This is a genomic window from Streptomyces sp. NBC_01264 (assembly GCF_026340675.1).
GTDB lineage: Bacteria > Actinomycetota > Actinomycetes > Streptomycetales > Streptomycetaceae > Streptomyces.
Genome location: NZ_JAPEOX010000001.1, coordinates 5,939,687 through 5,961,564, shown reverse-complemented (window position 1 = coordinate 5,961,564; position 21,878 = coordinate 5,939,687). Strand labels below are relative to the sequence as shown.

Sequence of the window (21,878 nt, the reverse complement as noted above, 5' to 3'; positions counted from 1 at the left end):
CGGACGCGCCGGGGTGGGCTGTCCCGGCGGTGGTTGCGGCGGGTTGGCCGGTCCGTGACGGTAAGCACAGCATCGGGATGTACTTTCACCTGCGTGTCTGCCAAGAAGACCGCGTTGACGGTCCTTTCCGCCGCGCTACCCGCCCTGCTGGTCCCGGCGCTGCTCGCCTCGCCCGCGTACGCCGCGCCGACGCCACCGGTGGACGGGAAGGGGCAGCCGCCCAAGGCGCCCGCGCCACCCGCCTCCATGTCCACGGTCGGCGGCTCGTCGCTCGGGCAGCCCGGTACGCAGGTCAGCCTGCTGCCCGGAGCGCCCGCGCTGCCGGCGCACCTGACGGGCCGTTCGTGGGTCGTGGCCGACGCCGAGACGGGCGAGATCCTCGCCGCGCACAACGCGCACTGGCGGCTCCCCCCGGCCTCGACCATGAAGATGCTCTTCGCCGACACGGTGCTGCCGACCATGCCCAAGGAGCAGGTCCACAAGGTGACCGACCGGGAGCTGGAGGGGGTCGGCGCCGGCTCCAGCCTGGTGGGCGTCAAGGAGGACCTCGAGTACACCGTCCACGACCTGTGGCTCGGGGTCTTCCTGAAGTCCGGGAACGACGCCGTGCATGTACTTTCGGCCATGAACGGCGGCGTCGAGAAGACCGTCAAGGACATGCAGGCGCACGCCGAGGAGCTCCAGGCCCTGGACACGCACGTGGTGTCCCCGGACGGGTACGACGCGCCGGGCCAGGTCTCCAGCGCCTACGACCTCACCCTCATCGCCCGCTCCGGTCTGCAGAAGCAGGACTTCCGCGAGTACTGCGGCACGGCCGTCGCGAAGTTCCCCGGCAAGCAGGAACCCGGGAAGCCGCGCGAGGAATTCGAGATCCAGAACAGCAACCGGCTGATGACGGGAGCCGGCGGTCTCGCTCCCTACAAGGGCATCGCCGGGGTGAAGAACGGCAACACCTCGATGGCCGGCGCCACCTTCACCGGCGCCGCCCAGCGCGGTGACAAGAAGCTGCTGGTCACGGTGATGAACCCGGACGGCGCGGGCGCCAACCCCGTGTACGAGGAAACCGCCGACCTGCTCGACTGGGGTTTCGCGGCCGCCGGGAAGGTCAAGCCGGTGGGCGAGCTGGTGCCGCCGAAGAGCGCGGACACCGCCTCCCTCGGCTCCCCGGCCCAGTCCCACGAGAACAACGTGTCGGCGTCCGGCGCGGGCTCCGACGGCGGGATCGGTACCGCCTTCGGCGTGGCGGGCGGGGTGCTGGCCGTGGTCGCCGGCGGGGCCTACGCCGTCAACCGGCGCTGGCCGCGGGGGCGCGGCCGCCGGGCTCGCGGCCAGGTGTAGCGGAGCCGGCGGGCCCCGCCGTGCCGGTGCCTGTGCCCGCGGGCTCCGCGGCCGTGCCGGTGCCGGTGTCGGTCCCGGCCGGCTCCGGGTCCTCCACGCCGTCCCCGTCCGCATCGTCGCGGCTCGCGGTCCACGCCGCGCAGAACAGCAGCAGCTTCGCCGTGAGGTTGATCCAGATCAGCAGCGCGATCGGCACGCCGAAGGCCCCGTACATGCTCTTCGTGGCGACCTCCCGCATGTAGCCGCTGAGCAGCAGCTTCAGCAGCTCGAAGCCGGCCGCGCCGATGAGGGCCGCCTCGATCAGGCGGCGGCGGGGCGGTTCGACGCCCGGGAGCAGGGTCAGGACGTAGAGCAGGAGCAGGAAGGCGGCGACCACTCCGACGAGGAAGGCCCCGCCCCGCAGCAGGCCGCCGCCCGCGCCTTCGCGCGGTACGCCCAGCCAGTCGCCGGCCTTGCCGACCGCGCTGGACCCGAAGATCGAGGCGGCGGCCGAGCAGAGGCCGACGCCGCCCAGGCCGATGAGGACGAGCGCGTCCTTGCCCTTTCGGACGAAGGGGTTGCCCTCGTCCTCGTCGTCCTTCTCCCACACCGCGCGCAGGCAGTCCCTCATCGACGTGATCCAGCCGATTCCGGTGAAGAGGAGCACGGCGGCGGCGATCAGACCGACCGTGCTGGCGTTCGCGACGAGGGCGTTGATGTCGAGCTGGTCGGAGATGCCGGGGACCTGTTCGGCGAGGTTCGTCTGGAGCTTGTCGAGCTGGTCCTGGGTGAGCAGCCCGGCGCCGATCGCGGCGGCCACGGTGATCAGCGGGAAGAGGGCCAGGAAGCTGATGAAGGTGATGGCGGCGGCGAGCCGGCTCCAGTGCACCCGGTCGAGCCGCTGGTACGAACGCCACAGGTGGGTCCGCATCAAGGCGGACACCACGGGCCCGATCAGCGGGAGTTTCGTCAGCCAGTCCATACCGTCACCGTAAATGAGCTGTCGGAAATAGCCGGGATTGCCGCTTTTGGGGACTACGGTCGTCGATTGTGACTTTTCGCCCGACGGCTCGGCCGTTCCATGCCCTGGTCCTGCGAAGGATCGGTTTCCGGTTCCGGTTCCTGCGTCAGGAACGGCGTACGGTCGCCTCGCCCGTGGCGGCCGCCGCCGCGCTGTTGTCCGTGGCCGAGCCGAGCTGCGCCGGTACGGCGCTCGCTCCACCGCTTGCCCCGTTGCCGAACGGATATTCCCGCAGCTTGCGCCAGACCCCGTCCGAGCCCTGCTCGTAGAGGGCGAACCCGGAGCAGATCCACTGCGCCTCGTAGTCGGCGAGGGCGGCGAACGCCACGTCCATCGCCTCCTCGGAGATCCCGTGGGCGACCGTGACGTGCGGGTGGTACGGGAAGGACAGCTCCCGGCTGAGCGGCCCGTCCGGGTCGCGGACCTGGCCCTGGAGACGGGTGCAGCCGGGGCCGCCCTCGACGACCTGGACGAAGACGACCGGCGAGAGGGGACGGAAGGTGCCCGTGCCGGCCAGCCGCATCACGAAGGAGCGGCCGGCGGCCGCGACCTCGGCCAGGTGGGCGCGGATCTCGGGCAGCCGCTCCGCGGCCACCTCCGTCGGCGGTACGAGGGTGACGTGCGTGGGAATGCCGTGCGCGGCGGCGTCCCCGAAGCCGGCGCGCAGCTCCTGAAGGCTGCTGCCGTACGGCTCCGGGACCGCGATCGAAACGCCGAGCGTTACGGTCCCCACGTAGCTCTCCTCCGCCTGTAGTCCTGTGCGTGGTCTGTGCTCCGCATGTGCGTCGCACGAGTGCTGCCGCCCCAGTGTGGCGGCAGCACCCCCCAGATCGCCAGGGCCCTCTTTCTCTTCGGTGCCCGTCAGTGCTTCGCGGGCAGGAAACCGAGGTGGTCGTACGCCTGTGCCAGGGTCTCGGCGGCGACCGCCCTGGCCTTCTCCGCACCCTTGGCCAGCAGGGAATCCAGGGTCTCCGGGTCGTCCAGGTACTCCTGCGTCCGCTGCTTGAACGGTGTGACGAAATCGACCATCACGCCGGCCAGATCGGTCTTGAGCGCGCCGTAGCCCTTGCCCTCGTACGCGGCCTCCAGCGCGGGGATCGACTCGCCCGTGAGAGTGGAGTAGATCGTGAGCAGGTTGCTGACGCCGGGCTTGTTCTCCGCGTCGAACCGGACCACGGCCTCGGTGTCGGTCACGGCGCTCTTGATCTTCTTCTCGGTGGCCTTGGGCTCGTCGAGGAGGTTGATCAGACCCTTGGGCGAGGAAGCCGACTTCGACATCTTGATCGCCGGGTCCTGGAGGTCGTAGATCTTCGCGACCTCCTTGACGATGTGCGCGGCGGGGAGGGTGAAGGTCTGCCCGAAGCGCTGGTTGAAGCGCTCGGCCAGGTCCCGGGTCAGCTCGATGTGCTGCCGCTGGTCCTCGCCGACGGGGACGGCGTTCGCCTGGTAGAGCAGGATGTCGGCGACCTGGAGGATCGGGTACGTGAACAGGCCGACGGTGGCGTTGTTGGCGCCGCCCTTCGCGGACTTGTCCTTGAACTGGGTCATCCGGCTGGCCTCGCCGAACCCGGTGATGCAGTTCATCACCCAGCCGAGCTGCGCGTGCTCGGGCACGTGGCTCTGGATGAAGAGCGTGCAGCGCTCGGGGTCGAGACCGGCGGCGAGGAGCTGTGCGGCGGACAGCCGGGTATTGGCGCGCAGATCCTTCGGATCCTGCGGCATGGTGATCGCGTGCAGGTCGACGACCATGTAGAAGGCGTCGTGCGTCTCCTGGAGGGCGACGTACTGCCGGATGGCTCCGAGGTAGTTCCCGAGGTGGAACGAACCGGAGGTGGGCTGGATGCCGGAGAGCGCGCGAGGACGATCAGAAGCCATGGCCCCATTCTCTCAGGTGCGACACGGGGCTCGGCCCCGCCACTGGCCGGAACCGGGCGGGTCGCCCCCGGCCCGCCCGTCCCCCGCCCGGGTACCCGGCGGTAGCGCGCCGTCCGGATCTTGCCCCGGCCGAGCGACCGCTTTCCGCCGAGGTCCGGGGGGTGCCGCTGCGCGGCACTTCGCGGGCACCGCCCGCACCCGCGCCTCAAACGCCGGCGGGGCTGAATTTTCGCCGGCGTCGGCCATATCCAGCCCCGCCGGCGTTTGAGGCGCGGGGTCTGGGGCGGAGCCCCAGGGGGTCCGGGCGCAGCCCGGGGAACGGTGGAAGGGCGGGTAGGGGATCCAGCCCCGCAGGGACCGGACCCCCCACCCGGGGGGGGATCAGGCGATCGGGAGGCCCGGGGCCGGGAAGGCGGCCATGAGGTCGGCGACCTCGGCGCGGATCACGGCCAAGGCCGCCTCGTCACCCTTGGCCGCCGCGGAGACCGCGTCAGAGATCCAGTCGGCGACCACCGGCATGTGCTCCGCACGAAGCCCCCGCGAGGTCAGCGACGGCGTACCGATCCGGATCCCCGACGGGTCGAACGGCTTGCGCGGGTCGAACGGCACCGTGTTGTAGTTCACGACGATCCCCGCCCGGTCCAGCGCCTTCGCCGCGATCTTCCCGGACACCGACTTCCCGGTGAGGTCGATCAGGATCAGGTGGTTGTCCGTACCGCCCGACACCAGATCGAAGCCCCGCTCCAGCAGAGCCGCGGCCAGCGCCTTCGCATTGGCCACGACCGCGTGCGCGTACGACACGAACGAGGGCTGCGCCGCCTCGTGGAGCGCCACCGCGATTCCGGCCGTCGTCTGGTTGTGCGGGCCGCCCTGGAGGCCGGGGAAGACCGCCTTGTCGATGGCCTTCGCGTGCTCCTCGCGGCACATCAGCATCGCGCCGCGCGGCCCGCGCAGGGTCTTGTGGGTGGTCGTCGAGATCACGTCCACGTGACCCGCCGGGGAGGGGTGCGCCCCGCCCGCGATCAGGCCGGCGATGTGCGCCACGTCGGCGACGAGCACCGAGCCCGCCTCCTTCGCGATCGACGCGAAGGCCTCGAAGTCGATCGTGCGCGGGAGCGCCGTACCGCCGCAGAAGATCAGCTTGGGCCGCTCCGCCAGCGCGAGGTCCCGTACGGCGTCGTAGTCGATGAGACCGGTCTCCGCCTGGACCCCGTACTGCACGCCGCGGAACCAGGAGCCCGTCGCCGAGACCCCCCAGCCGTGCGTCAGGTGCCCGCCCATCGGCAGCGCCATGCCCATCACCGTGTCGCCCGGCTTCGCGAAGGCCAGGTACACCGCGAGGTTGGCGGGCGAGCCGGAGTACGGCTGCACGTTGGCGTGGTCGACTCCGAAGAGGCCCTTCGCCCGCTCCACGGCCAGTGCCTCGATGCGGTCGATGTTCTGCTGGCCCTCGTAGTAGCGGCGGCCCGGGTAGCCCTCGCTGTACTTGTTCTGCAGCACCGTGCCGGAGGCCTCCAGCACGGCGGAGGACACGTAGTTCTCGCTCGGGATGAGGCGGAGGGTCTCCGCCTGGAGGGTCTCCTCGGCGGCGACGAAGGACGCCAGCTCGGGGTCGGTGGCGAGCAGGGCGGGGTGGCGGTACGGGTGGTGGTTCGCGCTCATGGCGGTTCCTCCGGGGTCGATGTCGGATCTCGTCCCCGCGAGGCCCAGGCGAGCGGCCCTGTGTGCGGTCGTGCGCGCACGGCTCCCCCGGAGTTGGTTCTCCGTGCGCCAGTCGCCGTGCGTGTCCGACACCTTAGCGGGCGCGCCGCCGGAAAGGTTTCTCCGTCCGCGATGCGAGCGAGGATGGAGGGTGACGCCACCCTCGTCACCGGCTTGACGGACGATCGGAGACCCCGTGTCGACAACTGCTGATGCCATCCGCTCCGCCGACGCGCACAGCGCGCACAACTACCACCCCCTGCCCGTCGTCGTCGCCACCGCCGAGGGCGCGTGGATGACCGACGTGGAGGGGCGCCGCTACCTCGACATGCTCGCGGGCTACTCCGCCCTGAACTTCGGCCACGGCAACCGCCGGCTGCTCGACGCCGCCCGCGCCCAGCTGGAGCGGGTCACCCTGACCTCCCGCGCCTTCCACCACGACCGCTTCGCGGACTTCTGTACCGAGCTCGCGGCGCTGTGCGGCAAGGAAGCGGTCCTGCCCATGAACACCGGTGCGGAGGCCGTGGAGACGGCGGTGAAGACCGCCCGCAAGTGGGGGTACGAGGTCAAGGGCGTACCGGACGGCCACGCCAAGATCGTGGTGGCGGCCGACAACTTCCACGGCCGCACGACGACCATCGTGTCGTTCTCCACCGACCACGACGCCCGCGACCACTTCGGTCCGTACACCCCCGGCTTCGAGATCGTCCCGTACGGGGACCTCACCGCCCTCGCCCACGCCGTCACCTCCAACACCGTCGCCGTGCTCCTGGAGCCGATCCAGGGTGAGGCCGGGGTGCTCGTGCCGCCCCCCGGATACCTGAAGGGCGTACGGGAACTGACGCGCGAGCGGAACGTCCTGTTCATGGCCGACGAGATCCAGTCGGGCCTGGGCCGCACCGGGAAGACCTTCGCGTGCGAGCACGAGGGGGTCGTCCCCGACGTGTACATCCTCGGCAAGGCGCTGGGCGGCGGGGTCGTTCCGGTGTCGGCGGTGGTGGCCGACCTCGACGTGCTCGGCGTGTTCAAGCCGGGCGAGCACGGCTCCACCTTCGGCGGCAACCCGCTGGCCTGCGCCGTCGCCCTGGAGGTCATCGCGATGCTGCGCACCGGCGAGCACCAGCAGCGCGCCACCGAACTCGGCGACCACCTGCACCGGGAGCTGAACCTGCTGGTCGGCGGCGGTGCGGTGACCGCCGTACGGGGCCGCGGGCTGTGGGCGGGCGTGGACATCGACCCGTCGCGCGGCACCGGCCGGGAGATCTCCGAGAAGCTGATGGAGCTCGGGGTGCTGGTCAAGGACACCCACGGGTCGACCATCCGCATCGCGCCGCCGCTGGTGATCTCCAAGGAGGACCTGGACTGGGGGCTGGACCAGCTCAGGTCGGTCCTCGGCGCCTGACGGGTCCGGGCCCCCTAGAGGATGACGTGGGGCAGGAAGCGGGCGTACTCGTCCGTGACCGGCCCCGCCGATTCGCGGATGCCGAGGCCCGCCGACTCGTCCTCGACGACCCACGCGCCGAGCACCACCCGGTTGCCGTCGAAGTCGGGCAGCGGGGCGAGGCCCTGGAAGACGTAGGTCTCGTCCTCCTCCGGTGCGAACGGCTCGCCGCCGACCGGGTGCAGGGTGACGCCCGCGCCCTCCCGCCCCAGCAGCGGCTTCGCCGCGTAGCCGGTGGTGGTGGCGAGTTCGCGCGGGCCGTCCAGGTAGGCGGGCAGCAGGTTCGGGTGCTCGGGGAAGAGCTCCCACAGGACCGCCAGCAGCGCCTTGTTGGAGAGCAGCATCTTCCACAGGGGCTCGATCCAGGTGGTGGTGCCGGAGCCGCCGCCGTGGTCGTACGTGCCGAGGACCTGCGGGGCGAACTCGTCGGTGGCCAGCCACTCCCACGGGTAGAGCTTGAAGATCGCGCGGATGAAGCCGAGCTTCTCGTCCACGAACCGGCCGGACAGGCTGTCCCAGCCGATCCGCTCCACCGACAGCTCCCGGGTCTCCAGGCCGGCCTGCTCGGCGGTCTCCTGGAGGTAGGCGACCGTCATCAGGTCCTCGCCGAGCTCGTCGGTCTCGGAGTGCGCGAAGTGCACCGGGCCGGGCGGCAGCAGCTCCGCCTGGCGGCGCCAGGCGTCGACGAGCCGCTCGTGGAGGGAGTTCCACTGGTCGGCGCCGGGGAAGCGTTCCTCCATCCAGAACCACTGCGGGCTGGCCGCCTCCACGAGGGAGGTGGGGGTGTCCGCGTTGTACTCCAGCAGCTTGGCGGGGCTGCCGGAGCCGTCGTAGCGCAGGTCGAAGCGGCCGTAGAGCGAGGGCTGTTCGGCGCGGCGCCGCCAGGACTCGGCGATCAGCGCGGCGAGCTTCGGGTCGGTGATGCCGAGGTCTGCGAAGCGGTCCTGGTCGACTATGTGCTGCGCCGCCGCCAGGCACATGGCGTGCAGCTCCTCGACCACGTTCTCCAGCGCCTCGACCTCGGGGAGGGTGAAGGAGTAGTACGCGCTCTCGTCCCAGTAGGGGCGCAGGGAGTCGTCGGGGTAGCGGGTCAGGGGGTAGATCAGCCCCTGTTCCTCGACGGTCTTCTGCCAGTCGGGGCGGGGCTCGATGGTGTGTCGCTGCACGCTGGATCAGCCGCCCGAGGAGCTCTTGTGGCTGCCGCCGATGCCGCCGCGGGTGACGGCGGACTTGTCGAAGCTGCCGCCGCTGACCCTGTTCTTCGCGACGGAGCCGCCGTAGTAGTACGCGCCGCGGCCGCCGCTCTTGCACTCCTTGGAGTTCAGCTTCTCCAGGGTGGCGCGGTCCGCGCAGCGCTTGTCGGGCTCGCTGCTGCTTCCGCACGCCACCAGGGCGGCGGCGAGCAGGCCCATGCCGCCGAGGGCGACGGTGCCGGAGCGCATGCGGCGCTTGGTACGCGTGGTGTCGTTGCTACTACTGCTGTCCATGGACTGTTCGCTCCCCCTGGGGTGGCCGGCTGCGCACAGACTAGAACGGCCGCCCCGGCCGACGGAATCCGGCCGACGCCGGATCCGTGACCTAGAGTCGGTTCGTGCTCATTGGGATGATTTGCGCGCTCGGTGCGGCGGTCTGCTTCGGCACGGCGTCGGTCCTGCAAGCGGTGGCGGCGCGGGCGGCGGAGCCGGGGACGGGGTCCGGGGTCGACACCGCCCTCCTCCTACGGGCGCTGCGCCAGTGGCGCTACCTCGCCGGACTCGGGCTGGACGGGATCGGCTTCGTCCTCCAGATCATCGCCCTGCGGCACATCCCGATCTACGCGGTGGGCGCGGCCCTCGCCGCCAGCCTCGCGGTGACCGCGGTGGTCGCGGCGCGGCTGCTGAAGGTACGGCTGAGCGGGACGGAGTGGGGCGCGGTCGCGGTGGTCTGCGCGGGGCTGGTGATGCTCGGTCTGGCCTCCGGGGAGGAGGGCTCGGGCAAGGGCACGCTCGCGCTGAAGCTGGGGCTGCTGGCGGTGGCCGGGCTGGTGCTGGTGGTCGGGGCCGTCGCGGGCGGGCTGCCGGACCGCAGCCGGGCACTGACGCTGGGCCTGGCCGCCGGGACGGGCTTCGGGGTGGTGGAGGTGGCGGTCCGCCTCATCGACGACATCTCCCTTTCTGCCCTCTCCAACCCGGCGTTCTACGCCCTCCTCCTCGGCGGCGGCTCCGCGTTCCTCCTCCTCACCTCGGCGCTGGCGCGGGGCTCGGTGACGGCCGCGACGGCCGGCATGGTGCTGGGCGAGACGATCGGCCCGGCGGCGGTGGGCGTGGCCTGGCTGGGCGACCGCACCCGCGAGGGCCTGACCTGGCTGGCCGTCGCCGGCTTCGTGGTGGCCGTAACGGGAGCCCTGGCCCTGGCCCGCTTCGGCGAACCCCCGGCGGAGCCGGCTCACCCGTCCGGCACGTGAGGAAGGAACGGGCGCAGCCCGGTGCTTCTGGGGCTCCGCGCCAGGCCCCGCTCCTCAAACGCCGGAGAGGCTGGATTTCCCCAACCACCGGCGGTCACGCGCGGGCTACCGCCGGCCAAATCCAGCCCGTCCGGCGTTTGAGGACCGGGTCCGGGCGGAGCCCGGGGAACGGGCGAAGGGCGGGTAGGGGACAGCTCCCGCAGGGCCCCCTCACGGGAGCGCAGCGACCAGCGCGGCCAGCGTAGGCGCCCACGCGCTCTGGGACGGAGTCCCGAAGCCGACGACCAGCGCTTCGCGCGCGGGCATCGCCGCCGCCGGGTGACGGAAGAAGGACAGCGGCAGCAGCCCCAGATCCTGCCAGGCGGCCGCCCTCAGCGCGGCCCGTTCCCCGCCCGGCGGCAGGTCCAGCACCGCGTGCAGCCCCGCCGCGATGCCGGACACCTCCGCGCGGTCCCCGACGGCCGCCACCAGCTCGTCACGCCGCCGCCGGTAGCGCAGCCGCATCTCCCGCACGTGCCGGTCGTACGCCCCCGACCGGATGAACTCGGCCAGCGTCAGCTGGTCCAGCGCGCTGGAGCTCCAGTCGGTCCGGCCCTTCACCGCGAGCACCTCCTCCAACAGCGGTCCCGGCAGCACCATCCAGCCCATGCGCAGCCCCGGCGCCAGGGACTTGCTCGCCGTGCCCAGGTAGACCACCCGGTCCGGGTCCAGTCCCTGGAGCGCGCCGACCGGCTGGCGGTCGTAGCGGAACTCCCCGTCGTAGTCGTCCTCCAGGATCAGCCCGCCCGTGGACCGGGCCCAGTCCACCGCCGCCGACCGCCGCCCGGGCGTCAGCGCGGCGCCCGTGGGGAACTGGTGCGCCGGCGTCAGCAGGACCGCCCCCGCGCCCGAACCGGCCAGCTCGGTGGTGCGGGCCCCCGCCCCGTCCACCGCCAGCGGCCGCGTCCGTAGCCCGGCGGCGGTCAGCAGCTCCCGGTGCGCGTCCAGCCCGTACCCCTCCACCGCCGTCTCCCGGATCCGGCGCGCCCGCAGCATCCGCGCGAGCAGCATCAGGGCCTGGCCGAAGCCCGCGCACAGCACGATGTGTTCGGGGTCGGCGTACACCCCGCGGGCCCGCGCCAGGTACCCGGCGAGCACCTCGCGCAGCTCGACCCGGCCGCGCGGGTCCGCGTACCCGAAGGCCTCGTTCGGCGCCTCGGTCAGCGCCCGCCGGGCCGCCGCGAGCCAGGCGGCGCGCGGGAAGCCGCCCAGGTCCGGGGAACCGGGCTTCAGGCTGTACGAGGTCTGCGCGCGCACGGGGCGCCGTACGGGCACGGCCGCCGCGGGACGCCGCGCCCCGAGGCCGACCCCGGCCCCGACCCGGGCCCGCTCCGCGACCCGGGTCCCGGAGCCCCGGCGGGCGGTCAGCCAGCCCTCGGCGACGAGCTCGGCATAGGCCTCGGCGACGGTGTTGCGGGCGATCCCGAGGTCCACCGCGAGGGACCGCGAGGACGGCAGCCGGGTCCCCGGGGCCAGCCGCCCGCTGCGCGCGGCCTCGCGCAGCGCCTCGACCAGCCCGGCCCGGACGCCACGCCCGGGGACCGGTTCCAGATGCAGGTCGGCACCGAAAGTGGCCCACGAATCCGTCATGGATGTGGACCATACAGGCGGGCCGCCTGGCTCCTAGGCTGATGGCATGACCCATGACGAAAAGGCACCCGAGCACACCCCCCGCATGCAGCTGGCGAAGCTCGCCCCGGAGTTCTACAGGGCCGCCGTGGCCCTGGACACGGCCGCCGCCAAGGGTCTGGACCCGACCCTGGTCGAGCTCGTCAAACTGCGCGCCTCGCAGATCAACCACTGCGCCTTCTGCATCGACATGCACTCCAAGGACGCCCTCGCGGCGGGCGAGGACGTGGAGCGGCTGCTGCTGCTCGGCGCCTGGGAGGAGTCGCGGCACTTCTACACGGAGAAGGAGCTCGCCGCGATCGAGCTGACGGAGGCCGTGACCGTCCTGACCGACGGTTTCGTTCCCGACGAGGTCTACGAACGGGCCGCGAAGCACTTCGAGGAGAAGGAACTGGCCCAGGTGATCGCCCTGATCGCCGCGATCAACGTCTGGAACCGCATCGGCGTCACCACCCGCCTGCCCCCGGGTCACTACACCCCGGGGATGTACAAGTGACGGCCCTCGCCCCCTGAAAGGGCCGGTGTTCCCAGGTCAGGAGCCGCGCGGTGAGGTGTGGATGCGGGCGATGGCCCGCAGCACCTCGTCCCGGTTCCCGGCCTGCTGCATCCACGCGGGCAGGCGGGCGACCACGGTCATCCGCCGGCCGTGGTCGTACCAGGGAATCCCTTCACGCAGCGACGCCCGCACGAACCGCCGGATCAGGTCCAGGTGTTCGGGGCCGTAGGCCCATACCCACCCGTGCCGGGTCTCGGCCTGCAGCCACAGACGGACTCCGAAGTACGGGTCCGTGGCCGGCCCGTTCCGGCCCCGGTACAGGGCCACGCCCCCACCGCTCCAGGCCTTCGCCAGCCCGCAGTTCCGGCAGACGAGACGCCTGGGCGCGAAGAGGTCCCGATCCCGCGCTCCGACCGGCTCCGGAGCTGCCACGACGTGCGCGGCCTTCCCGCAGCCGGGACAGCGCACGAGGATCGACTCGAGAAAGTCGTACGCCGTGCTGCGCGGGTCCCGGAACCGATGGTGGGTGGAGAGCGAACTCATCGGACCAGTATCCGGGCCGTCTCGTAGACCAGTTCCCCCGCCCCGGGCCAAGATCCACGCCAAACGCCCCGGCCAGGTTCGGCCGGGGCGCATGGGTGTTCGTAGCGCTCGTACGGGGGCCTGCGCGGCCGGGCCGTACGGAAACGGTCAGATCAGGCCGAGCTCGCGCACCGCGTCGCGCTCCTCGACGAGCTCCGCCACGGACGCGTCGATGCGCGCACGGGAGAACTCGTTGATGTCCAGGCCCTGGACGATCTCGTAGCGGCCGTCCTTGGTGGTGACCGGGAAGGAGGAGATGATGCCCTCCGGGACGCCGTAGGAGCCGTCCGACGGGATGCCCATGGAGGTCCAGTCGCCCGCCGCGGTGCCGTTGACCCACGTGTGCACGTGGTCGATGGCGGCGTTGGCGGCCGAGGCGGCCGAGGACGCGCCGCGGGCCTCGATGATCGCCGCGCCGCGCTTGGCGACGGTCGGGATGAAGTCGTCGGCCAGCCAGGCCTGGTCGTTGACCAGCTCGGCGGCGTTCTTGCCGGCGATCTCCGCGTGGAAGATGTCCGGGTACTGGGTCGCCGAGTGGTTGCCCCAGATGGTCAGGCGCTTGATGTCGGAGACGGCGGCGCCGGTCTTGGCGGCCAGCTGCGAGATCGCGCGGTTGTGGTCCAGGCGGGTCATCGCGGTGAAGCGCTCGGCCGGTACGTCCGGGGCGGCGGCCTGCGCGATGAGCGCGTTGGTGTTGGCCGGGTTGCCCACGACCAGGACCTTGATGTCGTCCGCGGCGTTCGCGTTGATCGCGGCGCCCTGCGGCTTGAAGATGCCGCCGTTGGCGGAGAGCAGGTCACCGCGCTCCATGCCCTTGGTACGCGGGCGGGCGCCGACCAGCAGCGCGACGTTGGCACCCTCGAAGCCCTTGTTCGGGTCGTCGAAGATGTCGATGCCGGCGAGCAGCGGGAAGGCGCAGTCGTCGAGCTCCATGGCGGTGCCCTCGGCGGCCTTCATGCCCTGAGGGATCTCCAGAAGACGGAGCTTGACCGGCACGTCCGCGCCGAGCAGGTGGCCGGAGGCGATGCGGAAGAGCAGCGCGTAGCCGATCTGGCCGGCGGCGCCGGTGACGGTGACATTCACGGGAGTGCGGGTCATGGCCTTCTCCGTTAGACAGCTGGCGGTGGGGCGTCCCTGCCCCATGTGCTGGGAGGACGCCGCTCCGTGGCCCAGTAAATCTTGACGTGAAGAGACATCCGCCGTCAGGCTATCCGACCCTGGACCACCCCAATCCCCCGCCCCGTGTGGCGCGGGGCACACGGGGCGCCCCCGAGGGGTTCCGAGACGGCCTAGCGGACCGTGAAACGGACCGCGGTCTCCAGGAAGGGGATGTTCAACCACGGGTTGGGCTCGATCACCAGTGCGAGCAGCGTGATCGCCGCGCCGAGCAGGCCGTACGTGACCATGTCCGTGAAGCGGGAGCGCACCGCGAGCATGCCCACGGAGGGCAGCAGGCCGCGCATCACCGAGCCCCCGATCAGTGCGATCCCGATCAGCAGGCAGCCGACGCGCGGATGGCCCATCGCGGTGAGCAGCAGTCCGGCCGCCGTCGCGGCGAGGACGGCCAGCATCGGCCACTGCCGGGCCGGAGCCGGGGCGTCACCGGGCGCGGCCCGGCCGCCGCCCTCGGGACGCGCGGTGTCCCGGGTGACGGAGGGGAAGCGGCGTGACCTGGGGACTTCCGCGTCCCCGGCGTCCGAGGGGGCCGAGGGGGCCGAGGAGGCCGAGGAGGCCGAGGAGGCCGAGGAGGCCGCTGCGGGCTCCGGCGCGCGCTCAGCCGGCACGGGGAACCGCCCGCTCGGCGGCCTCGACCACGTTGACGAGGAGCTGCGCCCGGGTCATCGGGCCGACGCCGCCCGGGTTCGGGGAGATCCAGCCGGCCACGTCCGCGACCCCGGGGTGCACGTCCCCGACGATCTTGCCGTTCTCGTCGCGGCTGACGCCGACGTCGAGCACGGCCGCGCCCGGCTTCACGTCCTCCGGCTTGACCAGGTGCGGCACGCCGGCCGCCGCGACGACGATGTCCGCCTGGCGCAGCAGCCCGGAGAGGTCGCGCGTACCGGTGTGGCACAGGGTCACGGTCGCGTTCTCGGACTTGCGGGTGAGCAGCAGGCCGATGGACCGGCCGACGGTGATCCCGCGGCCGAGGACGACCACGTGCGCGCCGTTGATCTCCACGCCGTGGTGGCGCAGCAGCTGGACGATCCCGTACGGGGTGCACGGCAGCGGGCCCGGCTCGTTCAGGACCAGCCTGCCGAGTGACATCGGGTGCAGGCCGTCGGCGTCCTTCGCCGGGTCCATGAGCTCCAGGACGCGGTTGGTGTCGATGCCCTTGGGAAGCGGGAGTTGCACGATGTAGCCGGTGCACTCCGGGTTGGCGTTGAGCTCGCGCACGACCTCCTCGATGTCCTCCTGGGAGGCCGTCGCGGGCAGTTCGCGCTGGAGGGAGGCGATGCCGACCTCGGCGCAGTCCTTGTGCTTGCCGTTGACGTACCAGCGGCTGCCCGGGTCGTCGCCGACCAGCAGGGTGCCGAGGCCCGGGGTGATGCCCCCGGCCTTGAGCGCCGCCACGCGGGCGGTCAGTTCGGACTTGATCGCGGCTGCGGTGGCCTTGCCGTCGAGAATCTGGGCAGTCATGGACCCATCCTCCCGGATGGAGCGGCCGCGGATCCAGTCGCGGCCTCCCGTACGACCGGTCCGGCCACCTGTCCGGTGACCTGGCGCGGACCTGTCCGTCTTCGTTCGGGCTTCGTTCGGGCTTCGTTGCACTTGCACAACAAGTGCCGGGCGGACGGCGTTCCCGCTGGACAAGCCCGGTGCGGCCCGACGACGATGCGGGGAAAGTAGTGCCGCGGGCAGTGCCGGGGGGCGGGCCGCACCTTTCGCAGTGACTCCTCCGCGCGTGCCGTGCGTCCCCGCACTTTCCACGGAGGAACACCCCACATGAGCTTCGGCGACCCGAACAACCCGTACGCGCAGCAGCCGCAGGGCGGCCAGCCCGCCTACGGCTACCCCCAGCAGGCCCCCCAGGGCATCCCGCAGCAGGGCGGCTACGCCTACCCGCAGCAGGCCTACCCGGGCGTCCCAGGCTTCCCGGGGACGCCGATGCCGATGCCGGGCGGGGTGAAGGGGGCCCGGGTCATCCTGTTCATACTCGGCATCCTCACCGCCCTCGGCGGCCTGGCCGTCGCCGTCATCGGGGCCGTGTTCGCCTCCGAGCTCTCCGACTCCAGCAGCTCCTCCTCGAGCGACGCGGCCGCCGCCCTCGGCGTCGGCTTCGTCATCGGCGGCATCGTCATGGTCGGCTTCTCGCTGTGGCCGATCCTGACCGCCGCCAAGCTGGGCAAGGGCCGCGGCGGCGTCCGGGTCTCCGGCATCATCTACGGCTCGCTCCAGACCTTCTTCGCCCTGGGCGGCCTGATCATCAACCTCGTGACGCTCAGCAGCATGCACGAGTCCGGCGGCGCCCCCATTCTGCTCTCGGTCGTCCCCGGCGTGATCTCGCTCGGCCTGGGCCTGTGGATCCTCATCGGCCTGGCCAACACGGCCGCCGGCGAGTACTTCCGCCGCCCGCAGTACTGACCCGCACACGGCCTGCCGGGCCGTACGGCCGGCTCACCGGTGGGCGTCGCCACGACGGCGCCCCGGTGGGCGCCGGTGGGCCCCGTTACGCCGGCGCGCCGGTGAGCACGGTGGCCGGATCCAGCGTGCTCGCGGCGAGGATCCGCAGGGCCGCCTCCGAGGGGGAACCGGGCTCGGCGGTGTACATGATCAAGGTCTGGTCGGGGTCGTCGGGCAGGCTGAGGCTCTCGTAGGCGAGGGTGAACTCCCCGGCCTCCGGATGGCGCAGGTGGTAGCCGCCGTGCGTCTTCTCGCGCACCTCCTGCAGCTCCCACAGCCGCCTGAACTCGACGCTGTGCTCCGAGAGTTCGGCCACCAGCCGGGCGAAGTCCGGGTCCTGCGGGTGCCGGCCGCGGTCCAGCCGGAGATAGCCGACCAGATCGCGCGCCTTGGTCTCCCAGTTCACGAAACGGCCGCGGGTCTCCTCGTGCAGGAAGACCAGCCAGGCCTTGTTGCGCCGCGCCTCCGGCAGGGCCGAGAAATCGGTGATCAGCCTGGCGAACAGCGGGTTCCAGGCCAGGATGTCGGTGCGGCGGCCCACGATGAAGGCGGGCGTCCCGGGCATCGACGCCAGCAGGTTCATCAGGCCCGGACGCACCCGCTGCGCGGCCGGGGCGGCCGGGGCGGGCGCGGCGCCCGGCGCGCGGGAGGCCCCGGAGGCCGTGCGCACGAGGCGGTGCAGATGACCCGTCTCGGTCCCGTCCAGCCGCAGCGCGGCGGCCACGGCCCCCACCACCGCGTCCGAGACGTTGGCGGCGCGGCCCTGCTCGAAGCGCACGTAGTAGTCGACGCTCACCCCGGCGAGCTGGGCGAGCTCCTCCCGGCGCAGGCCCGGTACGCGGCGGCGCTCGCCGAAGGTCCGCAGCCCCGTGTCCTCGGGACGCAGCCGCGCCCGCCGGGAGCGCAGGAAGGCGCCGAGCTCGGCCCTGCCGTTCGCCTGATCCGACTGCACCACGACCCCTCCCCCGTTGCTCCGCCCCGTGCGGCCATTAGATCAAGGGACGGCCCCCGGCCTGGTGAGGGGGGTTCCACCAGACCCAGGTCCGGGCCGTTCCCAGGCTGAGCGGAGCCCTGGGTGCGGGCCCGGATCCGGCGAAACATGGGGGTCGGCGCCGGGGAGAACGGCGCCGCGGACACCGGCGCGGCCGGGGCCGCCACCCCTTTCCGTACAGGAGCACCACGGATCATGAACGCCCTTCCCACCACCCCGCTCGGCACCACCGGCATGGACATCACCCGCGTCGGCTTCGGCTCCTGGGCCGTGGCCGGCTCAGGCTGGCGCTTCGGCTGGGGCCTGTCGTCAAACTCCCGTCGTCGCCCGAAGGGCGGCCGCGCGGCGTCTGGTGCGTGCTCTCGGCGTGCCGGGTGGAAGCCCGCGTACTGGACGTACTCGGCCTTCCGCCCGGTGCGGCGAGAGCGCGTGCCAGACGCCGCGCGGCAGACGGGAGTTTGACGACAGGCCCCAGGGCGCCACGGACGACGACGCGTCCGTCGCGGCGATCCGCCATGCCGTGGAGAGCGGGGTGAACTGGATCGACACCGCCGCCGTCTACGGCCTGGGCCACTCCGAGGAGCTCGTCGGCAAGGCGATCGCCGGCCTGCCGCGGGCGCAGCGCCCGTACGTCTTCACCAAGGCCGGCCTGGTCTGGGAACCGGAGGACCCGGCGGCCTCGCCCCGGCGGATCATGAAGCCGGCCAGTGTCCGGCGCGAGGTCGAGGAATCCTTGCGACGCCTCGGCGTCGACCACATCGACCTCTACCAGGTGCACTACCCCGACACCGGCGAGTCGCTGGAGTACGCGGGCGGCGGCTTCGGCGCGGTCTCGCCCAACGCCACGCCGCTGGAGAAGTACTGGCAGGTCATGGCCGATCTGAAGGCCGAGGGCAAGGTACGGGCGATCGGCCTGTCCAACCACACGCCCGACCTGCTGAAAGCCGCCGAGCGGATCGCCCACGTCGAAGTCATCCAGCCGCCGTTCTCCGCGATCAACCGCTCCGCGGCCGCCGAGATCGCCTGGGCCGAGGCCCACGGCACCGGTGTCATCGTCTACTCGCCGATGCAGTCGGGCCTGCTCACCGGCACCTTCACCGCCGAGCGCGCGGCGAACCTGGGCGCCGACGACTGGCGCTCCTCCCACCACGACTTCACCACGGGCCTGACCGCCAACCTCGCGCTCGCCGAGGCGCTGCGCCCGGTCGCCGCCCGCCACGGGGTCTCGGTGGCCGAGGTGGCCATCGCCTGGACCCTGGCCTGGCCGGGGCTGACCGGCGCGATCGTCGGCGCCCGTACCACCCGGCAGGTGGACGGCTGGATCGGCGCGGGCTCGGTCACCCTCACGGCGGACGATCTCGCGGAGATCGCCCGCGCCATCGGGACCACCGGCGCGGGCCAGGGCCCCGTACGCCCCGCGTGAGCGCGTGAGCCGCACGGATCCGCATACGGCGAAGGCCGCGACCCGCAGCGGTGCGGGTCGCGGCCTTCGCCGTGTACGTACGGGCTGACGGGTCCGGGTCAGTGGAAGAAGTGCCGGGTCCCGGTGAGGTACATCGTCACGCCCGCCGCCTTCGCGGCCTCGATCACCAGCTCGTCGCGCATCGAACCGCCCGGCTGGACCACGGCCTTGATGCCGGCGGCCGTCAGGATCTCCAGCCCGTCCGCGAAGGGGAAGAAGGCGTCGGAGGCGGCGTACGAGCCCTGCGCGCGCTCGGCGCCCGCCCGCTCGACGGCCAGCTTCGCGGAGTCGACGCGGTTGACCTGGCCCATGCCGACGCCGACCGAGGCGCCGTCCTTGGCGAGCAGGATCGCGTTGGACTTGACGGCGCGGCAGGCCTTCCACGCGAACGCGAGGTCGGCGAGCTCGTCGGCGGAGAGGGCCTCGCCGGTGGCGAGCGTCCAGTTGGCCGGGTCGTCGCCCTCGGCCCGGACGAGGTCGCTCTGCTGGAGCAGCACGCCGCCGGAGATCGGCTTGAGCTCGGCCGGCTGGTGCGGGGTGCCCGCCACCTTCAGGACGCGGATGTTCTTCTTCTTCGCGAGGACCTCGACGGCGCCCGGCTCGAAGTCGGGGGCGACGATGACCTCGGTGAAGATCTCCGCGACCTGCTCGGCGAGCTCGACGCTCACCGGGCGGTTGACGGCGATGACCCCGCCGAAGGCGGAGACCGGGTCGCAGGCGTGCGCCTTGCGGTGGGCCTCGGCGACGTCCTTGCCCACCGCGATGCCGCACGGGTTGGCGTGCTTGATGATCGCGACGCAGGGCTCTTCGTGGTCGTATGCGGCGCGGCGGGCCGCGTCGGTGTCCACGTAGTTGTTGTAGGACATCTCCTTGCCGTGCAGCTGCTCGGCGTTGGCGAGCCCGCCCGGCTGCCCGTCCGTGTACAGCGCGGCCGCCTGGTGCGGGTTCTCGCCGTAGCGGAGGGTGGACTTGCGCTCCCAGGCGCCGGCCAGGAACTCGGGCAGTACGGCCTCCGGCTCGGGGGCGTACGCGTTCGTGAACCAGGAGGCGACCGCCACGTCGTACGCGGCGGTGTGCTGGAAGGCCTCGGCCGCGAGCCGCTTGCGGGCGGTGAGGTCGAAACCGCCGCCCTGGGCGGCGGCGATCACGGCGTCGTAGCGCGCCGGGCTGGTGACCACGGCCACCGAGGGGTGGTTCTTGGCGGCGGCGCGGACCATCGAAGGGCCGCCGATGTCGATCTGCTCGACGCACTCGTCCGGGGTCGCGCCCGACCGGACGGTCGCGAGGAAGGGGTAGAGGTTGACGACCACCAGGTCGAAGGGCTCGACGCCCAGCTCGGCGAGCTGGTTGCGGTGGTCCTCCAGGCGCAGGTCGGCGAGGATGCCGGCGTGCACGCGCGGGTGCAGGGTCTTGACCCGGCCGTCCAGGCACTCGGGGAAGCCGGTCAGCTCCTCGACCTTGGTGACGGGCACCCCGGCGGCGGCGATCTTCGAAGCGGTGGAGCCGGTCGAGACGAGGGCGACACCCGCCTCGTGCAGACCGCGGGCCAGCTCTTCCAGGCCCGTCTTGTCGTACACGCTGATGAGCGCGCGCCGGATCGGGCGCTTCGACGCGGCGAGGTCCTCGCCCTCTGCGGTCACGGTCTCTACGGTCCCTGCGGCCTCTGCGGCGGTCACTGGATTGTTACCTTTCGTCCCTCGATGCGGTAGCCGTGCCGGGCCAGGCGCCCCACGACGTCGACGAGCAGCTCGCGCTCGACTTCCTTGATCCGCTCGTGCAGAGCGGCTTCGTCCTCTTCGTCCCGGATCTCGACCACACCTTGAGCGATGATCGGACCGGTGTCCACGCCCGCGTCCACGAAGTGGACGGTGCAGCCGGTGACCTTCGCGCCGTAGGCGAGGGCGTCCCGTACGCCGTGGGCGCCCGGGAAGGCCGGGAGGAGGGCCGGGTGGGTGTTGACGAACCGGCCACCGAAGCGGCCGATGAACTCCGGCCCGACGATCTTCATGAACCCCGCGGAGACCACGAGGTCCGGCGCGTGCGCGTCCGTGGCCTCCGTCAGGGCGGCGTCCCACTCCGCACGGCTCGCGTAGGCCTTGACCGGGCACACGAAGGTGGGGATCCCGGCCTTCTCGGCGCGCTCCAGGCCGGCGATGTTCTCGCGGTCGGCTCCCACGGCGACGACTTCGGCGCCGAAGCCCTCGGGTCCGCCGGGGTGGGCGTCGATGGCGTCGAGCAGGGCCTGGAGGTTGGTGCCGGATCCGGAGACCAGCACGACCAGGCGGGAGGCGGCCATGGGAGGCCCTTTCTCGTCGAGCGGGGGCGCCTCCCGGCCTGAACCGGGGGCGCGTCGTTCGTCTTGTGTGATCGCACGAAACCGTGGGCCCCCTGGATACGGGGGACCATACGAAGCGACCGACCGCCTGCAACGATACCGGCACACCGGACGGCCCCCGAGGGACGGGGGGACGGGTGGGCGGTAGCGTCTGGCGTACACGCCGTAAACAGGCCTCGGACGTCCCAGCGGGCGTCCACGACACAGGGGATGAAACACACCCGATGCCGGACCGCCCCCAGCCCGACCGCCCCACCGACGACAACCCCTTCGCGGCGCCCCCGGAAGGGCGGCCCGACCAGCTCTGGGAGCCGCGGGCCGGCGGTGACGGCCGCGACCAGCAGAATCCAGGCTCGGGGCCGGGCGCGGACCCCGGGTCGGGACCGGCGCGCTGGGACCCCACCGACCCGATCCAGCGGCGGGCGCGGTACGCGCTGCTGGCCGGTATGTGGGGCTTCTTCTTCGGGGTCTTCGGCATCCCGTCGATGGGGCTGCTGCTGGGCGCGCTCGCCCTGTACTGGGGCATCAGCGCGCTGCGCGGAACCCCGGTGAAGCCCGCCGGGGACGGGGCGCCGGGCGCCTCGGACGGCCCCCGCGGCCCGCGCGCCTCGGCGGCGGACGTGGGTACGGGTACGGGCCGGGGCGCCGCCACGGACGCGGTCGCCGCTCCCGGGGCGGCCCGGGGCGGACTGGCGGCGATGGGCGCCGCCGCCCGGCCCCAGCGGACGGCGGCGACGAGCGGTCTGGTGACGGCTTCGCTGGCGATCCTGCTGGCGCTGTCCTCGTACGCGGTGCAGCTCACGTACAAGGACTTCTACGTCTGCAAGCAGGACGCCCTCACCAAGGCGGCCGAGCTCCAGTGCAACGATCTGCTGCCGGACAACTTCATCGGCAAGATGCTCGAGGTCCAGCGCTAGCCGGTCTC

The 21,878-nt window shown here is 72.4% G+C and carries 22 protein-coding genes and 1 riboswitch; of the genes, 8 read left to right on the top strand and 14 right to left on the bottom strand.

From position 1 onward, the window contains the following. The first annotated feature begins 93 nt into the window (after positions 1-93). Entirely contained in the window at positions 94-1,338 is a 1,245-nt protein-coding gene (locus tag OG435_RS27995) for a D-alanyl-D-alanine carboxypeptidase family protein (protein ID WP_323187914.1), read from the top strand. Here OG435_RS27995 and OG435_RS27990 read toward each other — a convergent pair. The 4 genes from OG435_RS27990 to glyA form a co-directional block, all read right to left on the bottom strand. Continuing rightward, positions 1,286-2,299, bottom strand: a complete 1,014-nt coding sequence (locus OG435_RS27990) for a YihY/virulence factor BrkB family protein (RefSeq protein WP_266880708.1) — start codon at positions 2,297-2,299, stop codon at positions 1,286-1,288. The genes OG435_RS27995 and OG435_RS27990 overlap by 53 nt on opposite strands. A 145-nt stretch (positions 2,300-2,444) precedes the next feature. After that, on the bottom strand, positions 2,445-3,071 hold the full coding sequence (locus OG435_RS27985) for a 2'-5' RNA ligase family protein (protein WP_266880707.1): 627 nt from the start codon (positions 3,069-3,071) through the stop codon (positions 2,445-2,447). A 128-nt stretch (positions 3,072-3,199) separates the two neighbouring features. Beyond that, positions 3,200-4,213: a tryptophan--tRNA ligase gene (gene trpS / locus OG435_RS27980; protein WP_266880706.1), complete on the bottom strand. Its 1,014-nt coding sequence runs from the start codon at positions 4,211-4,213 to the stop codon at positions 3,200-3,202. Positions 4,214-4,594: 381 nt separating this feature from the next. Next, positions 4,595-5,875 carry a serine hydroxymethyltransferase gene (gene glyA, locus OG435_RS27975; protein WP_266880705.1) on the bottom strand — a complete coding sequence of 427 codons (1,281 nt, stop codon included), beginning with the start codon at positions 5,873-5,875 and terminating at the stop codon, positions 4,595-4,597. Positions 5,876-5,910: 35 nt separating this feature from the next. Continuing rightward, a riboswitch (ZMP/ZTP riboswitch) is annotated at positions 5,911-6,001 on the bottom strand. A gap of 109 nt (positions 6,002-6,110) precedes the next feature. Here glyA and rocD point away from each other — a divergent pair. Continuing rightward, positions 6,111-7,316, top strand: a complete 1,206-nt coding sequence (rocD, locus tag OG435_RS27970) for an ornithine--oxo-acid transaminase (RefSeq protein WP_266880704.1) — start codon at positions 6,111-6,113, stop codon at positions 7,314-7,316. Between the two features lie 14 nt (positions 7,317-7,330). Here the strand turns inward: rocD and OG435_RS27965 are convergent, their stop codons facing one another. Then, complete coding sequence (locus tag OG435_RS27965) at positions 7,331-8,521, bottom strand: glutathionylspermidine synthase family protein (protein WP_266880703.1); 1,191 nt, start codon at positions 8,519-8,521, stop codon at positions 7,331-7,333. 6 nt (positions 8,522-8,527) lie between these two features. Further along, positions 8,528-8,842 carry a hypothetical protein gene (locus OG435_RS27960; protein ID WP_266880702.1) on the bottom strand — a complete coding sequence of 105 codons (315 nt, stop codon included), beginning with the start codon at positions 8,840-8,842 and terminating at the stop codon, positions 8,528-8,530. 116 nt (positions 8,843-8,958) lie between these two features. On the opposite strand from OG435_RS27960, the gene OG435_RS27955 reads away from it, so the two are divergent. Beyond that, positions 8,959-9,798 (top strand): hypothetical protein, encoded by an 840-nt coding sequence (locus tag OG435_RS27955; RefSeq protein WP_266882127.1) that lies wholly within the window; start codon positions 8,959-8,961, stop codon positions 9,796-9,798. A gap of 210 nt (positions 9,799-10,008) precedes the next feature. Here OG435_RS27955 and OG435_RS27950 read toward each other — a convergent pair whose 3' ends face one another. Further along, on the bottom strand, positions 10,009-11,427 hold the full coding sequence (locus OG435_RS27950) for a PLP-dependent aminotransferase family protein (protein ID WP_266880701.1): 1,419 nt from the start codon (positions 11,425-11,427) through the stop codon (positions 10,009-10,011). Between the two features lie 46 nt (positions 11,428-11,473). Between OG435_RS27950 and OG435_RS27945 the strand changes: the two genes are divergently transcribed. Further along, positions 11,474-11,962 (top strand): carboxymuconolactone decarboxylase family protein, encoded by a 489-nt coding sequence (locus OG435_RS27945; RefSeq protein ID WP_266880700.1) that lies wholly within the window; start codon positions 11,474-11,476, stop codon positions 11,960-11,962. Positions 11,963-11,998: 36 nt separating this feature from the next. Here OG435_RS27945 and OG435_RS27940 read toward each other — a convergent pair whose 3' ends face one another. The 4 genes from OG435_RS27940 to OG435_RS27925 form a co-directional block, all read right to left on the bottom strand. Further along, complete coding sequence (locus tag OG435_RS27940) at positions 11,999-12,505, bottom strand: hypothetical protein (RefSeq protein WP_266880699.1); 507 nt, start codon at positions 12,503-12,505, stop codon at positions 11,999-12,001. 147 nt (positions 12,506-12,652) lie between these two features. Next, complete coding sequence (locus tag OG435_RS27935) at positions 12,653-13,642, bottom strand: malate dehydrogenase (RefSeq protein ID WP_112446534.1); 990 nt, start codon at positions 13,640-13,642, stop codon at positions 12,653-12,655. Positions 13,643-13,833: 191 nt separating this feature from the next. Next, positions 13,834-14,328 (bottom strand): DUF3017 domain-containing protein, encoded by a 495-nt coding sequence (locus tag OG435_RS27930; protein ID WP_266880698.1) that lies wholly within the window; start codon positions 14,326-14,328, stop codon positions 13,834-13,836. Then, on the bottom strand, positions 14,318-15,181 hold the full coding sequence (locus OG435_RS27925; protein WP_266880697.1) for a bifunctional methylenetetrahydrofolate dehydrogenase/methenyltetrahydrofolate cyclohydrolase: 864 nt from the start codon (positions 15,179-15,181) through the stop codon (positions 14,318-14,320). The genes OG435_RS27930 and OG435_RS27925 overlap by 11 nt, the downstream gene beginning before the upstream one ends. A gap of 306 nt (positions 15,182-15,487) precedes the next feature. On the opposite strand from OG435_RS27925, the gene OG435_RS27920 reads away from it, so the two are divergent. Next, the gene (locus OG435_RS27920; protein ID WP_266880696.1) at positions 15,488-16,126 is read left to right on the top strand and encodes a hypothetical protein; all 639 of its coding nucleotides are present in this window, start codon (positions 15,488-15,490) and stop codon (positions 16,124-16,126) included. An 85-nt stretch (positions 16,127-16,211) separates the two neighbouring features. On the opposite strand, the gene OG435_RS27915 is transcribed toward OG435_RS27920, so the two are convergent. Beyond that, the gene (locus tag OG435_RS27915) at positions 16,212-17,120 is read right to left on the bottom strand and encodes a helix-turn-helix transcriptional regulator (RefSeq protein ID WP_266880695.1); all 909 of its coding nucleotides are present in this window, start codon (positions 17,118-17,120) and stop codon (positions 16,212-16,214) included. A 231-nt stretch (positions 17,121-17,351) separates the two neighbouring features. Here OG435_RS27915 and OG435_RS27910 point away from each other — a divergent pair, with 231 nt between their 5' ends. Together OG435_RS27910 and OG435_RS27905 are read left to right on the top strand one after the other, a co-directional pair. Continuing rightward, entirely contained in the window at positions 17,352-17,618 is a 267-nt protein-coding gene (locus OG435_RS27910; protein ID WP_266880694.1) for a hypothetical protein, read from the top strand. 70 nt (positions 17,619-17,688) lie between these two features. Then, complete coding sequence (locus OG435_RS27905; protein ID WP_266880693.1) at positions 17,689-18,579, top strand: aldo/keto reductase; 891 nt, start codon at positions 17,689-17,691, stop codon at positions 18,577-18,579. Positions 18,580-18,677: 98 nt separating this feature from the next. Here OG435_RS27905 and purH read toward each other — a convergent pair whose 3' ends face one another. Then, positions 18,678-20,258: a bifunctional phosphoribosylaminoimidazolecarboxamide formyltransferase/IMP cyclohydrolase gene (gene purH / locus OG435_RS27900; RefSeq protein WP_266880692.1), complete on the bottom strand. Its 1,581-nt coding sequence runs from the start codon at positions 20,256-20,258 to the stop codon at positions 18,678-18,680. A gap of 32 nt (positions 20,259-20,290) precedes the next feature. After that, complete coding sequence (purN, locus tag OG435_RS27895; protein WP_266880691.1) at positions 20,291-20,914, bottom strand: phosphoribosylglycinamide formyltransferase; 624 nt, start codon at positions 20,912-20,914, stop codon at positions 20,291-20,293. 263 nt (positions 20,915-21,177) lie between these two features. On the opposite strand from purN, the gene OG435_RS27890 reads away from it, so the two are divergent. After that, positions 21,178-21,870, top strand: coding sequence for a hypothetical protein (locus OG435_RS27890; protein WP_266880690.1), 693 nt, complete (start codon positions 21,178-21,180; stop codon positions 21,868-21,870). Positions 21,871-21,878 lie beyond the last annotated feature (8 nt).